Genomic DNA, 16,440 nt, shown 5'->3' with positions numbered 1-16,440 from the left:
TCAGCTTCTTCTTCAGAGAGACCTTTTTCAATTTTAAGAAAACTTTTACTAATAACTTCGGCAAGGATAGCATATTCCTGATAGGTTTCTCCTTTAAGCTCCTTCGCATTATATATTTTTTCACCTATCCTAAAATCCGAGAAATATATTTAGCAATAGCAAGGTTATCTCCTGTTAACATTTTTATTTCTACATTATAGCTTTGAGCCATTTCTATAGCTTTTTTAGAATCTTCTCTTGGAGGATTAAAAAGAGGAATAAGTCCTATAAATTTGAAGGCTTTTTCTTCAGGTTTCTTATAAGCAACCCCGAGTGTTCTAAAACCATTCTCTGCAAATTCTTCTATTTTTTTAAAAATTTCCTCGTTATGATTTTCTTCCTCGCATAATTTTAAAATAACTTGAGGAGCGCCCTTTACAACAACCCATTCCTGGTTATCCAAACTGCACATTAGTGAGCTGTGCAGCCGTCCCTGCACCAGGTACAGGAACTCGTCTCTTCACCACCCTCTCCCACTTCCCCTCAATAAGCACTGGCCTTAGGGGAGAGAAGTCTCTTGCAAAAGACTTCCCAAGGAAAGGGAAGGTGAGGACTGCCCTGAGAACTCTCCAGCTTTTTTGTCCCTCAACGGAACCCCTCACAGGCTTGTTCCCTCCAGAGGCCTGATGTCGGGTAGCCGGATCACTCTCAGGGCTTTTTAATCTTTCAATTTCTTTCCTTATGATCTTTATATCAAAGTTTATTTTCTTAAGCTCTTCTTTTATTGGATTTTGCTTCCACTTGTTGGTTTCTTTTCTTAATTTTTCCTTTAATTCTTCTTTTCTCTCTTCCAACCTGTATAAGCAATACATCAAAAAGTCTTTCCTATTTAAAAGTTTTAAATAGTTTTCAGGTATCTCTTCTCTAAATCCCATTCCTCTTCTACCTATTACGAATGCTCCTGCCACGTCCTTATCAATGCCGTATTGTGGAGCATACTTAAGTTCCCCTATTACTGAAGTAAATGCAGGATCTACTTTGATAACCTCTATTCCACTTCTTTTTGCTAGAACTTCTATCTTCTCAAGTATTCCCCTGTAGATAAACTGCTGTAACCTCTTTCTCAGTTTCCTTCTTCCGTCTCCCCTGCTTCCTTTAGGTATTTTTCTGAGATTTTCTATTACAATTGCTTTTTGCTTTTCTCTGGCTAAGTTGACGATACTGTGAGCTACTTTCCAGGAAAGTATTTCCCTCTCCCCTTTGCTCTTATCTATAAGACAATCTAAACTTATCTTTCCATAGCTTTTGAGGTTTCCATCCTTACCTACTTCTGCATAAGCCAGGTGAAAGGGGCTTGCATTTACGTCTATTCCTATAACTCCACTCTCTTTCGTTATTTCTATTTCTGGTAATTTCTCCTCAAAACTTACAAACGCATAAATCTTCCCATTCTTCTTTTTAAGCTCAACTGAGTAAGGAATGTAATTTCCTGTAGCTTCTCCTACAAGAAGTCTCTCAATAAAACTAACCCACTTGTCTCTATCTGCTCTTCCTTTCTGAACATTTCTGTAAACCTTTGCATATACGTAGTTTCCTTTACCCGTATTAATCCTTAAGCATAGCTCTCCCTCTATAAAAACAAATCTCATGTTTAAGTTTCCTTTTTTTGTTTTATCCCCTCTTGAATATGCTGCCCCCTGTCTTTTCTCTTTCCACTTTCTCTTTAACTCTTCTAACCTTTTCCCTGTTAAATGCCTTTTGTGGAGCTTTTCAAATAGACTCCTTCCTCCAAATACAAGCTTCTTTGGATTTTGTCCTCTTTCTTTACAGCTCTTTAAAGACTCATTAGCTTTCATTATTGCATCGTCACAGTACCTTGAATTGAGGGGAAATATGAATTGCAGATGTTTTTTCAGTTCTTTTCTTTCCCATCCTTCAAGAAGTCTGTTGTATGCATATCTCATACAGGACGAAAAATTTCGCATCAACTCTGATACTTCTTCCTCTTCTTTTGTCTTTCTAAATCCCAGTCGGGAGGATAGCGTTATCATTTCGCTTTTTCCCTCCAAGTGAACCGTAAACTCTTGCCGCAAAAGAGGTAACTATTGCTATTAAATCTTCTGCAAGTTCTTTAGTTCTATCCTCTTCGTTTTCCTCACCATTCAAAACTATCAACTCCACTCCAAAGCTTTCGAAGAAAAACTTAAGATACTCATACCCAAATCTTGCAAGTCTATCAGGGTATTCAATCACTACTTTTTCCACCTCTCCCCTTTTTACCATGTTAAGAAGCTTTCTGAGCTGTCTTCTGTTCTCGTTTACTCCGCTTGCTATTTCTGAAATAACTTCGTAGTTCCATCCTTTAGACTTTGCAAAGTTTTCAAGTCTCCTTATCTGGTTAGTGAGGTAATCTTTCTGCTTTTTCGTAGAAACTCGAGCATAAAGAACTACTCTGGGCCTGGGGTTTTCTTCAAGTATACCGAGTAATTTCTCTATGTCTTCCTTTTTGTATCTTCTCTTGCCTCCAGGTGTTTTTATAGACTTAAGAAGTCCTCTTTTTTCCCAGTTCAGGAGAGTATTCCTGTGAATGCCGTAAAGCTCTTTTACTTTTTGTGCAGTTAATAACATTGATAACAATTATAATATAACTGTGCAGTTTTATCAACAAATTATCAACTGTTGTCAGCCTCCTCTCCACACTGAATAAGAGCTTCTGTTCTTTTTCTGACAGGATCAAAAGGAATAAATTTCTTTTGTTTACAATTTTTAATTTTATTATACAAATTGTGATTTTTTAGCCATTGAAAAATAGGTATCTCTATGGGATCTCTATTTTCTTCTTTGGAGGCAAGGGCTGCAAAAAACATTAAATCTTCGGGATTAAAATTTTTAACAGTAAAAGGTTCTGCTACAGTCATCTGATTTTTTGTTAATGTTCCGGTTTTATCACAACACAAAATGTCAACACCAGCAAGTTCTTCAATAGAGGCTAATCTACTCACAATAACCTGCTTTTTAGCAAGATAAAGAGCTCCTATAGCCATAGTTACTGTAAGCACAGCTGGCAAAGCAACCGGGATAGAAGCTACCAATAAAACTAAGGAGAATCTGATTAATTCGATCCAATTAGTTCCTCTTTTAAGTTCTACCAAAATCATTAAAAATATTAGAACAAAAGCCATAGCAATTAATAAATTTCCCACTTTTATAATCATCTCTTTAAAATGAGATCTTTCTTCTTTTTCAGCTTTGGTAACTAATTTTACTGTTTTTCCAAAATAAGTATCTAATCCTGTAGCAGTAACTAAAGCTATCATTTCTCCTTGTTTTACAATAGAATTAGAGTAAACTACATCTTCTTTACTTTTACTTACTGGTAAAGATTCACCTGTAAGAGCTGATTGATCTACTAAGATAAAATCGCCTTCTAAAAGCTTTACATCGGCAGGAACTATATCTCCTATTTTAATTTTTATAATATCTCCAGGAACAAGATATTTAGCTTCAATTTCTTGCCAAACACCATCTCTTAACACCAAAGCTTTTTTAGCTAATTTTTGTTTCAGAACTTTTAAAGCTGAAAGGGCTTTATTTTCCTGCCAAAAATCAACCAAGGCATTTACAAAAAGTAATATAGTAATAATGATAAAGTCTTCCCATTTTCTAACCAGAACTGATAAAATTGCAGCAATTTCGATCATCCAAGGAATAGGTCCCCAAAATCTACGAAAAATTCTGTGCCATAAAGGTTCTTCTTTTTCAGGAATTTCATTGAAACCGTATATTTTGAGCTTTTCTTCCGCTTCCTTAGAACTGAGACCCTTTTTTAATATCTATCTTTTCCATTTAATCATTTCCTTTTCTATTTTTCTTACTTTTAAAGCTATTCCAGATAATAAATATATCTGCACCAATAGCTCCAAATACACTCAAAAATCCTAAATAATAAAAAATACAGAAAAGAAAATCTTGATGACACATTTCTAACATTTAATTTTATATCAATTTTCAAAATCGCACACATCAGTTTTGAATAATCTTGATTTTTATTTTTTTAGAAATTATTTTTAAAATACAAACAGATTTTGGGGGTGTAAATCTATGCCTAAGGATTATTATGAAATTCTTGGAGTTCCGAGAAATGCTACCCAAGAGGAAATAAAAAGGGCGTATCGTCGTCTTGCTATGAAATATCATCCAGATAGAAACCGTGGAAACAAAGAGGCTGAAGAAAAATTTAAGGAAATAAATGAAGCTTACGCAGTCCTTTCTGATCCTGAAAAAAGAAGATTATACGATATGTATGGTTCTGCAGAGTTTGAGAAAAGATATACTACTGAGGATATTTTTAGAGGATTTGACTTTGAAAGTGTTTTTAGAGACCTGGGAATTGATCTTGGAGGATTTTTCAAGAGAAACAGAAGAGGCGGAAGAACATTTATCTTTGATTTAGGAGATTTATTTAGCAACCTTTTTGGAACCTACTTTGAAGAAGAATTTTCACCCTTTGGAGAAGTTTATGAAACTATACAAATAGATTTACCCCTCACCCTGGAAGAAATTATGAAACAGGGTGAAAAAGAAGTCGTTCTTCCTGGAACTTATGAAACTATAAAAATAAAAATACCTAAAGGAGTAAAAGATGGGCAGATTTTAAGAATAAAAAGAAAAGAAGGAAGAAAAACCAAGGAATATCTTTTTAAAGTAAGAATTGTTCCAGATTCTGAATATAAGGTTGAAAATGGAAACATTTTAATTGAAAAGGAAATTCCTCTCACGAGTTTCCTTTTAGGAGATGAGATTGAAGTAACAACACCTGAAGGAAAAAAGGTAAAAGCTAAAGTTCCTCCTTTAATTAAACCCGGTGCAAAACTTAGACTTAAAGGATTGGGATTGCCTTTAGAGGGAGGAAAACAAGGAGATTTGTATGTAATTCTTCAACCAAAAATTCCCGATAAACTAACCTTAGAACAAAAAAACTTAATTGAAAAATTGAGAAGCACTGGTCTTTAGTTTTTATCTTATTTGTTGACAAAATACCTCAAAATGATTAAAATTTTTTTAGTCTTTCAAAGAATTTCATAGTTGGGGCGTTCTTTATGGTCAAAGAAATAATGGCTAATGCACTATTTACTGAAGACAAAGGGGTTAGAGTTCTTTTTGCTGAATTTGTTAATACAGATTACATGTTTGCTTATATAGGAAGAATTATTTATGGAGAATCTGGATTGCAAAATATATATATTTTAGAAAATAAGTTCTGGGGAAGAATGCTTTTTATAAACAATAATTTACAATTTACTTCAAGAGATGAATTCATTTATCATGAAGCCCTTGTTCATATTCCTGTGCAAGCTTCTCCTGAAAATTCAATAAAAAGGGTCTTGATTTGCGGAGGAGGAGATTACGGAGCTGCCCGTGAGCTTCTTAAGTATCCCGAGATTGAGGAGGTTATAATTGTGGATATAGACCCCAGAATACCTAAAATAGTGGAGGAATATTTTCCTGAACTTCTTCCTGAAAATCCAAAGGATCCCAGATTAAAGCTTATTGTAGCAGATGCTTATGAGATGGTTAAAAAATATAAAGAAGCAGGAGAAGTTTTTGATATGGTAATTATAGATTCAACAGATCCTGATGTTACTGAAACTGGAGTTACCCAAGAGCTTTCCCACGCTCTTTTTGGTATAGATTTTCATCAAATGCTTCTTCAAATTTGTCCCAAAGGAATTATCGTTCAGCAGTGCGGAACTCCTTTTACTATGAAAAACATTCTTGTTGAAACCTATAAAATTTTTAAAATGGTTTATCCTGAAAAAGAAATTTATTGTTATAGAACCAATGTCCCTTCCTTTGGAGGGGATAATGCATATTTGATGAGATGCCCTTATCCTAATCCGGAAATTCCAAAATGGAAAGAAATCCCTAATACTTATTACTATACCCATGAAGTCCATAAGTGTTCTTTTGGATTACCAAAATTCTGGAAGGAGGTTTTGAAATAATGAAAGTGCTGGGAATTTTAGGTTCTCCTCATAAAGATGGAGGATCAGCCCAGCTTCTTTTTTCTGCTTTAAAAGCTGCAGAAAAAGAAGGAGCAAAAACTGAACTTGTCAGTGTTTATGATGAAGAGATAAAACCCTGTATAGGTTGTATATTAGATTCTGAACCTACCTGTAAATTTCCTTGTATTTTTGACGATTATGGAAAGGTAATCTTAGAAAAAATAAATGACGCTGAGGGATTGATTTTTTCTACTCCTATTTACTGGTTTGCTCCCTCAGGTCCTTTAAAAATTTTGATAGATAGAATGACATGTCTTGAAAATATGGTAAGCTATGGAGAGCCAAGTTATATGGAAGGAAAAGTTGTGGGAGCAATTGCTGTGGGAGCTGATGCTGGCGGTCCTTGGACCTGCGGATATTTAATTACTGCTCTTACCTCTATGGGAGCTATAATTCCTCCCTGGGGAATAGCCTACTCTTATAAAGGAAAAGAAGCTATCTGGGACGATAAAGCTCTTATGGATGCTATAAACATTGGACTTTTGGTAACAAATATGATAAAAATTTTAAAAGGAGAAAAGACCAAATTGACTTATTTAGATGACAAAAAACTTTTAAAAGAAATAAGGATTGCAGTTCTTGAAGAATTAAAAATTTTTAAAAAGTTTGAAAGCAAAGATTATGAAAGAAACACAATTTCAAGAAGCAGTCTTTAAGGCTGTATTTGAGAGAAGAAGTATAAGAAAATATTTAGACAAGATTCCCGAAAGAGAAAAAATACTTAAAATTATAGAAGCTGGTATTTGGGCTCCCTCAGGAATGAACAATCAACCTTGGAGATTTGTTATCATCTGGTCAGAAGAAATAAAAGAAAAAATTGCTGAACTTACTAAATATAAAGCACTTGTGAAAAATGCTCCTGTATTAGTGGGAGTTTTCCTTGACAAAAATGCCATATATCATCAAATAAAGGATCATCAATCAGCCGGAGCTTGTATTCAAAATATGCTTCTTTCTGCTTATGCCCTCGGACTTGGAACTTGCTGGATTGGAGAAATTTTAAAAAATGAGGATAAAGTAAAAGAAGTATTAGGCTTGCCAAAGGATAAATATGAAATGTGCGCTCTTATCTCCATAGGATATCCTGATGATAAGAGCGAAAGGGCTGGAAGGTATCCTTTGGAACACTTTATTATTAAGGAATTTTAAATCTTTTTTAAAAAGGAGGCTGTCGTGAAAAATTTAAAATTCTTAAATTTAAAAAGTGTTTTTGTATTATTTTTGGGTTTCGTTTTTTTTATATCCTGTAATAGCGTAAAAAGTTCTTCAAACAATTGTCCAAGCAAAGAAGATGTAAAGAAAAGGTTAGAATCTGTCCAAAAAGGAATTGAGATCGAAAGTGTTGGAAAAACCCCCATTGATGGTATCTGCGAGGTTATTGTAAAACTCTCTGACATTCAAAAAGGAATTTTTTATATAGATTCTTCAGGAAAATATATATTTAGTGGAAGCATTATTGATCTTCAAAATCTTAAAAATTTAACTCAGGAAAAACTTGAGAGTATAAATAAAAAAGTGCTTTCTAAAAGCGATTTATCTAAGCTCGACAAGATGACTGATATAGTTTACGGAAAATCTAATAATGTTGTCTATTTAATTACAGATCCAGACTGCCCTTATTGTAAAAAAGCAGAAGCCATCCTTGATAGATTGGTAAAAGAGGGAAAAATCACTGTAAAGGTTATTCTCTTACCTCTTGAAATGCTTCATCCAGATGCTAAAGCTAAAGCTATATCCCTTATTTGTGATAAAAAAGGATTTAAGGAGCTAATGGAAGGTTATAAAAGCTTCAATCAATGTGAAATTGGAAAGAAAAAAATAGATAAAAATATTGATTACTTAATTAACGATTTAAAGGTTAGAGCAACTCCTACTTTCATTTTCCCTGACGGAGAGATGAAATCCGGGATTATAAATGAAACTTACATACTAAGTAAATTTTAGTTCTTAAGATGCTTCAGGAAGAAGAAAAAATTTTTTGCCTTAAACTGGCAAGAAAAACTTTAGAAAATTACTTTACAAAGAAAGAAGAAAAAATTTTCCCACCTAAGGAATATAAGAATCTCTGGGAAAAAAGAGGGGTTTTTGTAACTCTTTTAAAAGAGGGACATTTGAGAGGATGTATAGGAGTTCTTGAGCCTATTTATCCTCTTTATGAAGGCATTCAAAAAATGGCTTTATCTTCTGCCTTTGAGGATCCAAGATTTCCACCTCTTAAAGCTGAAGAATTGCCTCTAATAGAAATTGAAATCTCCGTTCTTTCTCCTTTAAAACCTGGAACAATTGAAGAAGTAGAAGTTGGAAAACATGGGGTTTACTTGGTAAAAGGGATTCATAGAGGGGTTTTACTTCCACAAGTTCCTGTGGAGTATAACTGGGATAAGAAAACCTTCTTAGAACATGTTTGTCTTAAAGCAGGGCTTCCTCCTGATTGTTACAAAGATCCTGATGCCAAAATCTATTTATTTACTGCTGAGGTCTTTAAAGAAAGCGATTGTCTAAATACTTTTCTTTCTTAAGCTTTTGGAAATATTTTAGATTCAAATTTTTTATATGTCTTTTCGAAGCATTCAAAAGTTCTTTGGAACTTTTCTATATTAATCCCTTCTACTCTTGCAAGGTCAACAACCTCAACATTTCTTATAAAATAGGAAGTTTTTCAAGCTCCTTTTCAATCTCCATTAAAGTCTTTGTAGAAATCTTATTTTTACAAAAAATAGCTACATCTATATTCAAAGCTTGATCAACCCCCTTTCACAAGCGAGCTGTAAAAGATAATTAAAGCAATTTGAAGAAGTTTAAATTTTACTAAAGTTGACAAATTAAAAAACATGTCCTAAATTTTTTTAAAATTTTTAAATTTTTAAAAAGGGAAAAGATATGGGGGTTTTAATAGTTGATCTTTATCGTGAATTACAAAATCTTGAACCTCACTTGAGGGAAATTTTCTTTAAAATTCTTGAGAAAATTGATCAAGTTATCGGGGAGACTGTGAGGAGAGAAGATTTTCTTGAGCTTAAAAATATTGTAGAAAAAATTTCAAATACCCTGATGGTTTTGGCTGAGGCACAGAAAAGAACAGAAGAGAGAGTTGAGGCTCTTGCTGAAGCTCAAAGAAAAACTGAGGAGAGACTTAATGCCCTTGCTGAAGCTCAGAAAAGAACTGAAGAGGAACTTAGAAAACTTGTTGAAGAGCATAGAAAAACGAGAGATGATCTTGATAAACTTCGCAAAGATTTTGGAGGCTTTACTACAAGTCTCAGCTATGCTTTTGAAAACGAAGCTTATAGACGTCTTCCTTCTTTTTTAAAAGAAAAATATGGAATTGAAATAATTGAAAGATTTATTAGAACTCGCATTAAAGGTGAAGAAATTAACTTTTTTGCCAAGGGTAAACTTAACGGTAAGGAAGTTTATATTATAGGTGAGTCAAAGATTAGATTTGAGGAGAAAAAGAAGGATTTTGAAAAAACTCTCAAGCAGCTTAAGAAAAAGGAAAAGGCATTAAAAGAGACTTTTGGAGAGGTTGAGATAGTTAAACTTATTGTCACTCATTTTGCAACTAAGGAAGCTATTGACCTTGCTAAAAAGGAAAAAATAATTGTTGTGCAAAGTTTTGAATGGTAATGTGAACAAAAATATCTTCCAAAAAGCCAATCAGCCAAGTTTTTAGCAAAGAAAAGTTCTAAAAATTTAAATATTGTTTTAAAAACTACCGGTTAAAAACTTTATAACCTTTTAACATCTGGTAAAGTCCTACAATTCCAATAATCCAACCTGCAATTCCAAGGGCTATAAAAATTTTTGTATACCTTGCAACAAGAGGCTTCTTAAATTCCTCAATACTTAGCTTTCGGTTTAGTTTTATTTCTACTTTAGCTCCGTGCAATCCGTGTTCTGTCTCACCCTTTGCAAAAACCTGCCAAATTCCATCTCTATCTGGCATAAAGCAAAAAATTCCATTTTTATCAGTCCTTGCCTTTTGAAAAACTATATTTTCTCCTGGTGCATAAACTTCAATTTCTGCGTAATTCATAGGCTCACCACCAGCAAAAAAGAAACTAACACAAACCCCTTTCCCCTCTTTTACCTGATAATTAACCTCATGTGCAAAAAGGTTCTGAAAACTCAATATCCAAAACAATACAAAAATAAAGATAATTTTTTTCATAAAACCCTTAATTTATTTCAAACCTTTAATTTATTTCTGCCAGGTTAAAGAAGTCATAAACCAATAATAATCAGCCTTAGGATCGTTAACCTTTACCTTATAAAAAGCTACAAAACCATAATATCCTTCCTTTATCTTAAGGTCTTCTAAGTTTAATTCAACCATACCTTTGGAATCAGTTTTTGCAAGCTCTTTGTGAAAGGCATTAAAAATAATTACCCCTTCTGCAGGTTTATGTTCATATAAAACTTTTACTCTAACTTTGTTTTTACCTTTGTAGGGGGTTTCAACAAAAATTGGTTCAAGCTTTAAGCCTAAAGGTTTCCTCAAAATTGAGGAGTCCTCAAAAATGCCCTTAGTAGCCTGAAAAACGCAGGCACTATCTACAACCTGTAATCCCTGCTTTTGAGCCTCAATTTTATCCATCCTCTTTTTCCCCTCTGGTGTGGTAACTATGTAAACTCCTTTCATAGAAATGACAATCAAGGAAGGTTTTTTCTCAATATCTAAGATTAATTTTCCCTCTTTAGCTTCTTCCTTTAGCTTTAAAGATTTTCCTTTTTTATCAAAAGCTTTTATCTCTTTTTCAAATTTAGGAATAGGCTCAACTTTCCCAACATGTCCCCAAAAAACCTCAAATTTTCCATCATTCCTTTCTATCCAGAGCATATGGGCAAAACCATAACTTACTAAAAAAAGAAACATTATTAGCCCAAGGAAACTGCGTTTTAGATAAGTCTTAATCATGGTACTCCCTCCTTTATAAGTTTTTATAAGATTTAAATTTCAAAAAATATAGGAACAATCCTGCCAAAATGGTTAAAGCTCCTGCTAAAAGGGTTAAAGGTTTAGTAAACACAGTAAAAAATATTATCCAGAAATTTATAAGGATAAAGATAAGGGCACAGAAGTCAAGCTTTTTCTTTAATTTAAAAAGACCTGCTACTGTTAGACTTGCGCATAAAGATAGAGTAAAACCAATGTAAAGCAGTAAAGCTTCAAAAGTAGAAGTTAAAACCATAAAAATTGCAATTAATGCCTGAAATAAAATTGAAAAAACAGGTGTTCTGGTGTTGGGATTAATTCTTGAAAAACTTTTAAAAAACACTCCATCCCTTGCCATAGCATAATAAACCCGAGGACCTGCCATAATCATAGCACTTAAAACTGAAAGAAGTCCTAAAGTTATTCCAGCTGTAAAGACAAAGCAAAGTTTCTTCCCAAAAATCTTTTCAACAGTCTTAGCACCTATTTCTAAAACACCCGACATTTCATCAATAGATAAAGTTCTTATGTAAAGAAGATTTAGCCCAAGGTATAATAATATGACTATTAGCGTTCCCAAAATAAGAGAAAGGGGAAGATTTCTTTCGGGATTTTTTATCTCCTCTCCAATGTAAGTTGAGGCATTCCAGCCACTATAAGCATACATAACATAAATAAAAGAAATAGGAAAACTTAAATTAAAAACTGCCTCCTTTTTTGGAATTAATTCTTTGAATCCAAAAGAGTTAAATTCTTCTCTACTCAGCAAAAAACCAAAACTTATTAGGGCTAAAATAAAAAAAATCTTAAAAAGAGTAATACCTGTCTGAAAATTAGCTCCTACTTTTATTCTATTTAAGTGAATAAAAGAGAGAATCAAAATAATGCAAATTGCTATAATTTTGGATAAGGAAAAATTAAAATACATTTCAAAGTCTTTGAGTTTAAAAAGCTCTAAAAAGTATTTTGAAAAGGCAATAGAAGTTGCAGCAATGGGAGCTGAAAATCCGACTATAAGTGAAATCCATCCAGCAAGAAATCCAAATGGTTCACCAAAACTTTCTTTTAAAAAGACATACTCACCTCCTGCCTTAGGAAAAATCTTACCAAGTTCAGAATAACTAAGAGCTCCAAAAAAAGCAACCATACCACCTAAAATCCAAACCAGTAATAATGCACCTGGGTCTCTCAATTCCTTCATAATAAAACCAGAAGTAGTAAAAATTCCCGTTCCTACAGTATTCCCCACTACAAGCATAATAGACGGAATAAGCCCAACTTCCCTCCTGAGAATAACAGAAAAAGCCCTACTTTCCAACACCAAAGTCCCCTATGTAAACTATATACTCAAAAGGAAGTTTAACATCTTTAATTTTTTCGTATATGTCCTCAAAAGTTCCAGCTATCACTCTCTCTTTATCACTATAGCCTGCATAAATAACAAAAATAACTTGAGTTTGGGGAGAGTAATATTTTTCAAGTTTTTTCAGAACCTCCTTTATGTCTTTTATTCTCATAGTAAATAGAACGAGATTTGTACCTGTTTGAGCAAGCTTTTCAAGATCTGAAAAACCACTTGCAAGAGTTATACTTCTCGTTTTATTTTTACTCCAGCCACCAACAACAGAACTCTTTATAGCTGCATTCCCCGCATTAAAGGCACTCACTCCAGGAATAATCTTCGGATTTAAATCCTTAAAAGCATCCATATACCAAATGTGAGGTCCAAAAATTGTTGGATCTCCATCATCTAATATAGCAACAGTTTTACCCTCTTTTACAGCATTCCTTATAATCTTGTTTATCTTTTCAAATTCCTTTTGTTTTTCTTCTAAGTTAAATCTTTCGTCTTTTACTTTGTAATAAGCCCAGCCAACTCCAAACCCTGCATCGTGAATTTCCTTACCATTGATAAGTTCTTTTACTCTTTCACAAGTCCATTTACTGCAAAAAATGACATCAGCTTCTTTTATAATTTTATAAGCCTTAAGGGTAATATTGTCTGGGTCCCCAACCCCTACACTTACAAGGTAAAGCTTTCCTTCCTTGCTCTGAGCAAAGCACAAATTAACACCTAAAAAGATTAAAACAACTAAAGTAAAAATCACTTTTCTCATAGCTCCACCCCTTTAAAACTTAAATTTTACGGAACCTATATTAGCTTTTCTCACAAAATCAGTAATTGTAGTCCCTCCATAGCATAGGAAGGAATCACATTTATAAAAATCAGACATATTAAAATATATTAAAATCAAGATTTTTCTTGAGCTATGCATAAAGCTTTTCCAAAATTTCTTTAATTTCGCTAAAAGCGTGAACTTTCTCTGGAATCTTACCTTCAATGGAGAAGCTATAAACTTCGGGATAGAAGTGAATCATGCCTGCAATACTTAATCCTCTTCTTTCCACTGTCTCTCTAACTTTGTTTTCAAGCTCTTTAGGAACTTTATTTAAGATTAAATAAACCTTCTTTCCCATCTCTTGGGCAAGGGCTAATGCCTTTTCTGCCACTTCAATTGAATCCAGATATGGCTCAGCAATTGCTATAACTGTATCTACTCCCTTTTCTACACCCCTTCCAAAGTGCTCAATCCCTGCCTCGGTATCAACAATTACTATCTCATCTTCTTTAAGCCTTATTTTTTCAAGAAATTCCCTACTTAAAGCCCCCATTGGACAGGCACAACCCTCCATAGGCTCCTTTATTTTGCCAATACTTATAAGAAAGAGATTTCCTTTCTTTTTTAAAAACTCTTCTGGTATTTCTTCAAGCGTGTAAGACTCCTTTTCAAAAATTTTTACCTCAGGCTCTTTCTCATCTTTTCTAAATCTCTGCATTAACCTTTCTTTAAGTGCTTCTTTCCCACCAAGAAATTCCATAAAATCTGAAGGCGGTTCATTAAAACCAAAAAACTTATACAAGCTCTGATTACTCTCATCAGTATCAACTACTATAACCTTCTTTCCTTTTTCCAGAAAAGCCTTAGCAAGACCATATACGACAAAACTTTTACCTACACCACCTTTTCCACAAACTGAAACTTTTTTCATACTTTTATCCCCCCTTCTTAAAAACTAAAACTTATAAAAGCTTTAACAGAAAAAGGAGCACCTGCTCCATAACTTGTCCCAGATACTGCATCATCCATAGCATTTATAACAGAGACATATTTTTTATCAAAAAGGTTGTCTATGTTAACTCCAACTTTAAAGCTCTTTAATCCATAAAATTTTTCTTTTTCATAACTTAAACTTAAATCGCAAACCACATAAGAAGGAATTTTCTCATCATGCTCAACATCTCCATATCTTCTTCCTAAATATTTTACTACAGGAGTAATGGTAAATCCCCTGTATTTCCAGATTGCACCTGCAACCACACTCCATCTTGGAACATCAACAACTTGTTTTCCCTCTGTATCAAGGGTATTTCCTGCATAGGTTATATCTTCATCATAAGTTAAGTGAACATATGTAGGATTAACAAAAAGAGTTAAATTTTTAGAAGGAATAAAATTTACATTAAGCTCAAAACCATATCCTGTAGCCTCACCAATGTTTTGCTGATAATTTACTGGTTTTTTTGTTGTTGGATCAATTACTCTCGGATCTGAAATAGTAGTTAAAAGTTTTTTGTGTTTGGAATAAAAGAGAGTGGGATTAATTTCTAAAAATTCATGTCTAAATCTTAATCCCAGATCATAATTATAGGAATATTCAATATCGAAACCCTTAAAAAGGTCGTTTAAAGTTATACCTGCGTTCTGAAACTGAGATCTTAAGCGATTATAAGTATTTACAAGAGGCATGTAGGCATAGGGTCTTATAAAGTTTTTGCCGTAGCTTGCATAGACTTCAAGATTAGGATTAAAAGAGTAAGAAACCCCAGCTGTAGGAAGCCAGATATCATAAACCTTTCCTTCTCTATCAAGATCTGGAGCTCTCTCAAAAATCATGGTCCCATTAACTATTTTACTCGTATATCCTTTACTGTCTGAATCTTTAAATCTAAAATATTTTAAACCAACTTGCCAGTTAAAATTTCCTATAGTTCCTGCTAATTTGGCGTAAGGACTATTTATGTAGGTCATTCCAGTAGTTGCCATAACTCCATATCCTCTGTAAATTAAATTTCCTGTGCTGTTCTCAATCCAGTAATTTTCTGTGTAAATATTCATATCGGCTTCTTCATACTGGTATCCCAAAAATAAATTAATCCCTTTAAAGCTAAAATAAATCTCAGGTATAAGTCCTTTTTTCTCAATATCTCTTGTTCTTTTCGTCACCCCTGGTTTTCCTTGAAGATTAGAGCTTCCTCCCCAGATCTTGGCATCTTCACTTAAATAGTAAGCTTTTAAACTTACTTTAAGGTTGTTTATTGGCTTAAAGTCTATAAATCCCATATAATCTCTGTTTATATGTTTAGCTCTATTATACTTATAATATAGCCAGTCTTTATTAGGATCACCTGTTAGATTTTCGTTATAGTCAAGCCTTCTATAGCCAGATATATCTCTTGCCTGATCATAAGTGAGATACCTATATTGATCATATTCAATTTCATTAAAGTTGGTTAAAAACTTAATTTCTAATTTTTCCCCAAAAGGCTGAACAAGCGTAAAGTTTATATTATGTCTTGGACCAAGGTCACCAGGACCCTTCCACTTATCACTTTCTGTATAAGAATAAGCTATACTGGAACGGGTACCTAAGGGACCAAGTTTCCCTGTATCAATTCTTACATAGCTTCTTTTATAATCAAAACTTCCATAAACTCCCTTCACTTCAAAATTAAACTTTTCTTCTGCCCATCTTGGTCTAAGCTCAATAAGCCCTGCCCTGTTTCCCACCCCTGCTCCAAGATCAACAGGAATGGCACCTTTGTAAACCGCAATGCTTTCAAAATTTTCTAAATCATAAAGATAATCTCTTGGTCCTATCGGGTTACCTCCATAATTAGGAATCCCTTGAACTGTCATTCCTCCTAAATAACCTCTAACACCTCTGATCCTTATATTTGACTGCTCTGCTGCAAGATTGTTAGGATCAACACTTTCAAAAGATACTCCCGGAATAATACTTATAGCCTCCCAAACACTCCCCTTTCCTTTTTCTCCAGAAACTTCTAATCCTTCTCTTGTTATCTCAACCCCTGTATAAACCGTCTCTGCAGTTTCTTTTGTGGGAACAATAATTTTTTCCCCTTTAACCACAACCTCTGGAAGCTCCTTTTCTTCCTTACCTTCCTTTACCTCCTCTCCTAAACAAGGCATGCTCAAAACTAAACTTCCCAAAAGCCCTAAAACACTTAAGGCTACAAAACACCTTTTTATCATACTTACCCCTTTTTAAGAATTTAAAAATTTTTTAATCAAATTATAGAAAATTGTCAAGTATAATATTATAAAATTGCTAAAGTTTATAAGAAGTATTATTAATTTTCTTTGATTTTTTTAAAAA

The 16,440-nt window shown here is 33.5% G+C and carries 16 protein-coding genes and 1 pseudogene; 7 read left to right on the top strand and 10 right to left on the bottom strand.

Annotated elements, in window-relative coordinates:
- Positions 1 to 124 precede the first annotated feature (124 nt).
- From ACLGLP_RS04555 to ACLGLP_RS04540, 4 genes and pseudogenes are all read right to left on the bottom strand, one after another.
- Positions 125 to 442, bottom strand: coding sequence for a hypothetical protein (locus tag ACLGLP_RS04555; protein ID WP_492112106.1), 318 nt, complete (start codon positions 440 to 442; stop codon positions 125 to 127).
- Complete coding sequence (locus ACLGLP_RS04550) at positions 435 to 2,030, bottom strand: IS200/IS605 family accessory protein TnpB-related protein (RefSeq protein WP_492112105.1); 1,596 nt, start codon at positions 2,028 to 2,030, stop codon at positions 435 to 437. The genes ACLGLP_RS04555 and ACLGLP_RS04550 overlap by 8 nt, the downstream gene beginning before the upstream one ends.
- On the bottom strand, positions 1,999 to 2,607 hold the full coding sequence (locus ACLGLP_RS04545) for an IS607 family transposase (protein WP_492112104.1): 609 nt from the start codon (positions 2,605 to 2,607) through the stop codon (positions 1,999 to 2,001). Before ACLGLP_RS04545 ends, ACLGLP_RS04550 begins: the two co-directional genes overlap by 32 nt.
- A 68-nt stretch (positions 2,608 to 2,675) precedes the next feature.
- Positions 2,676 to 3,812 (bottom strand): annotated as a pseudogene (locus ACLGLP_RS04540) (HAD-IC family P-type ATPase); the annotation flags it as partial.
- Between the two features lie 268 nt (positions 3,813 to 4,080).
- Between ACLGLP_RS04540 and ACLGLP_RS04535 the strand changes: the two are divergent.
- The 7 genes from ACLGLP_RS04535 (at position 4,081) to ACLGLP_RS04505 (ending at position 9,671) form a co-directional block, all read left to right on the top strand.
- Entirely contained in the window at positions 4,081 to 4,992 is a 912-nt protein-coding gene (locus ACLGLP_RS04535; RefSeq protein ID WP_492112103.1) for a DnaJ domain-containing protein, read from the top strand.
- Between the two features lie 86 nt (positions 4,993 to 5,078).
- Complete coding sequence (locus ACLGLP_RS04530) at positions 5,079 to 5,984, top strand: spermine/spermidine synthase domain-containing protein (protein ID WP_492112102.1); 906 nt, start codon at positions 5,079 to 5,081, stop codon at positions 5,982 to 5,984.
- Complete coding sequence (locus tag ACLGLP_RS04525; RefSeq protein WP_492112101.1) at positions 5,984 to 6,700, top strand: flavodoxin family protein; 717 nt, start codon at positions 5,984 to 5,986, stop codon at positions 6,698 to 6,700. Before ACLGLP_RS04530 ends, ACLGLP_RS04525 begins: the two co-directional genes overlap by 1 nt.
- Entirely contained in the window at positions 6,666 to 7,193 is a 528-nt protein-coding gene (locus tag ACLGLP_RS04520; RefSeq protein WP_492112100.1) for a nitroreductase family protein, read from the top strand. The genes ACLGLP_RS04525 and ACLGLP_RS04520 overlap by 35 nt, the downstream gene beginning before the upstream one ends.
- A 24-nt stretch (positions 7,194 to 7,217) precedes the next feature.
- Positions 7,218 to 7,988 (top strand): DsbC family protein, encoded by a 771-nt coding sequence (locus ACLGLP_RS04515; protein WP_492112099.1) that lies wholly within the window; start codon positions 7,218 to 7,220, stop codon positions 7,986 to 7,988.
- Between the two features lie 8 nt (positions 7,989 to 7,996).
- Positions 7,997 to 8,563 (top strand): AmmeMemoRadiSam system protein A, encoded by a 567-nt coding sequence (gene amrA, locus ACLGLP_RS04510; protein WP_492112098.1) that lies wholly within the window; start codon positions 7,997 to 7,999, stop codon positions 8,561 to 8,563.
- 361 nt (positions 8,564 to 8,924) lie between these two features.
- Positions 8,925 to 9,671: a DUF8196 domain-containing protein gene (locus ACLGLP_RS04505; RefSeq protein WP_492112097.1), complete on the top strand. Its 747-nt coding sequence runs from the start codon at positions 8,925 to 8,927 to the stop codon at positions 9,669 to 9,671.
- An 85-nt stretch (positions 9,672 to 9,756) separates the two neighbouring features.
- Here the strand turns inward: ACLGLP_RS04505 and ACLGLP_RS04500 are convergent, their stop codons facing one another.
- From ACLGLP_RS04500 to ACLGLP_RS04475, 6 genes are all read right to left on the bottom strand, one after another.
- Positions 9,757 to 10,215 (bottom strand): hypothetical protein, encoded by a 459-nt coding sequence (locus ACLGLP_RS04500; protein ID WP_492112096.1) that lies wholly within the window; start codon positions 10,213 to 10,215, stop codon positions 9,757 to 9,759.
- Positions 10,216 to 10,245: 30 nt separating this feature from the next.
- The gene (locus ACLGLP_RS04495; RefSeq protein WP_492112095.1) at positions 10,246 to 10,962 is read right to left on the bottom strand and encodes a DUF4198 domain-containing protein; all 717 of its coding nucleotides are present in this window, start codon (positions 10,960 to 10,962) and stop codon (positions 10,246 to 10,248) included.
- A 13-nt stretch (positions 10,963 to 10,975) separates the two neighbouring features.
- The gene (locus ACLGLP_RS04490) at positions 10,976 to 12,298 is read right to left on the bottom strand and encodes an APC family permease (protein WP_492112094.1); all 1,323 of its coding nucleotides are present in this window, start codon (positions 12,296 to 12,298) and stop codon (positions 10,976 to 10,978) included.
- Entirely contained in the window at positions 12,288 to 13,097 is an 810-nt protein-coding gene (locus tag ACLGLP_RS04485) for an SAM-dependent methyltransferase (protein WP_492112093.1), read from the bottom strand. Before ACLGLP_RS04485 ends, ACLGLP_RS04490 begins: the two co-directional genes overlap by 11 nt.
- A 151-nt stretch (positions 13,098 to 13,248) precedes the next feature.
- Positions 13,249 to 14,031, bottom strand: a complete 783-nt coding sequence (locus tag ACLGLP_RS04480; RefSeq protein WP_492112092.1) for an ATP-binding protein — start codon at positions 14,029 to 14,031, stop codon at positions 13,249 to 13,251.
- Between the two features lie 17 nt (positions 14,032 to 14,048).
- Positions 14,049 to 16,316, bottom strand: coding sequence for a TonB-dependent receptor (locus ACLGLP_RS04475; RefSeq protein WP_492112091.1), 2,268 nt, complete (start codon positions 16,314 to 16,316; stop codon positions 14,049 to 14,051).
- Positions 16,317 to 16,440 lie beyond the last annotated feature (124 nt).

It is taken from the genome of Caldimicrobium sp. SLHALR3 (genome assembly GCF_058692735.1).
The sequence above is the reverse complement of the archived record's forward strand: the minus strand, read 5'-3'. Positions and strand labels throughout refer to the sequence as shown.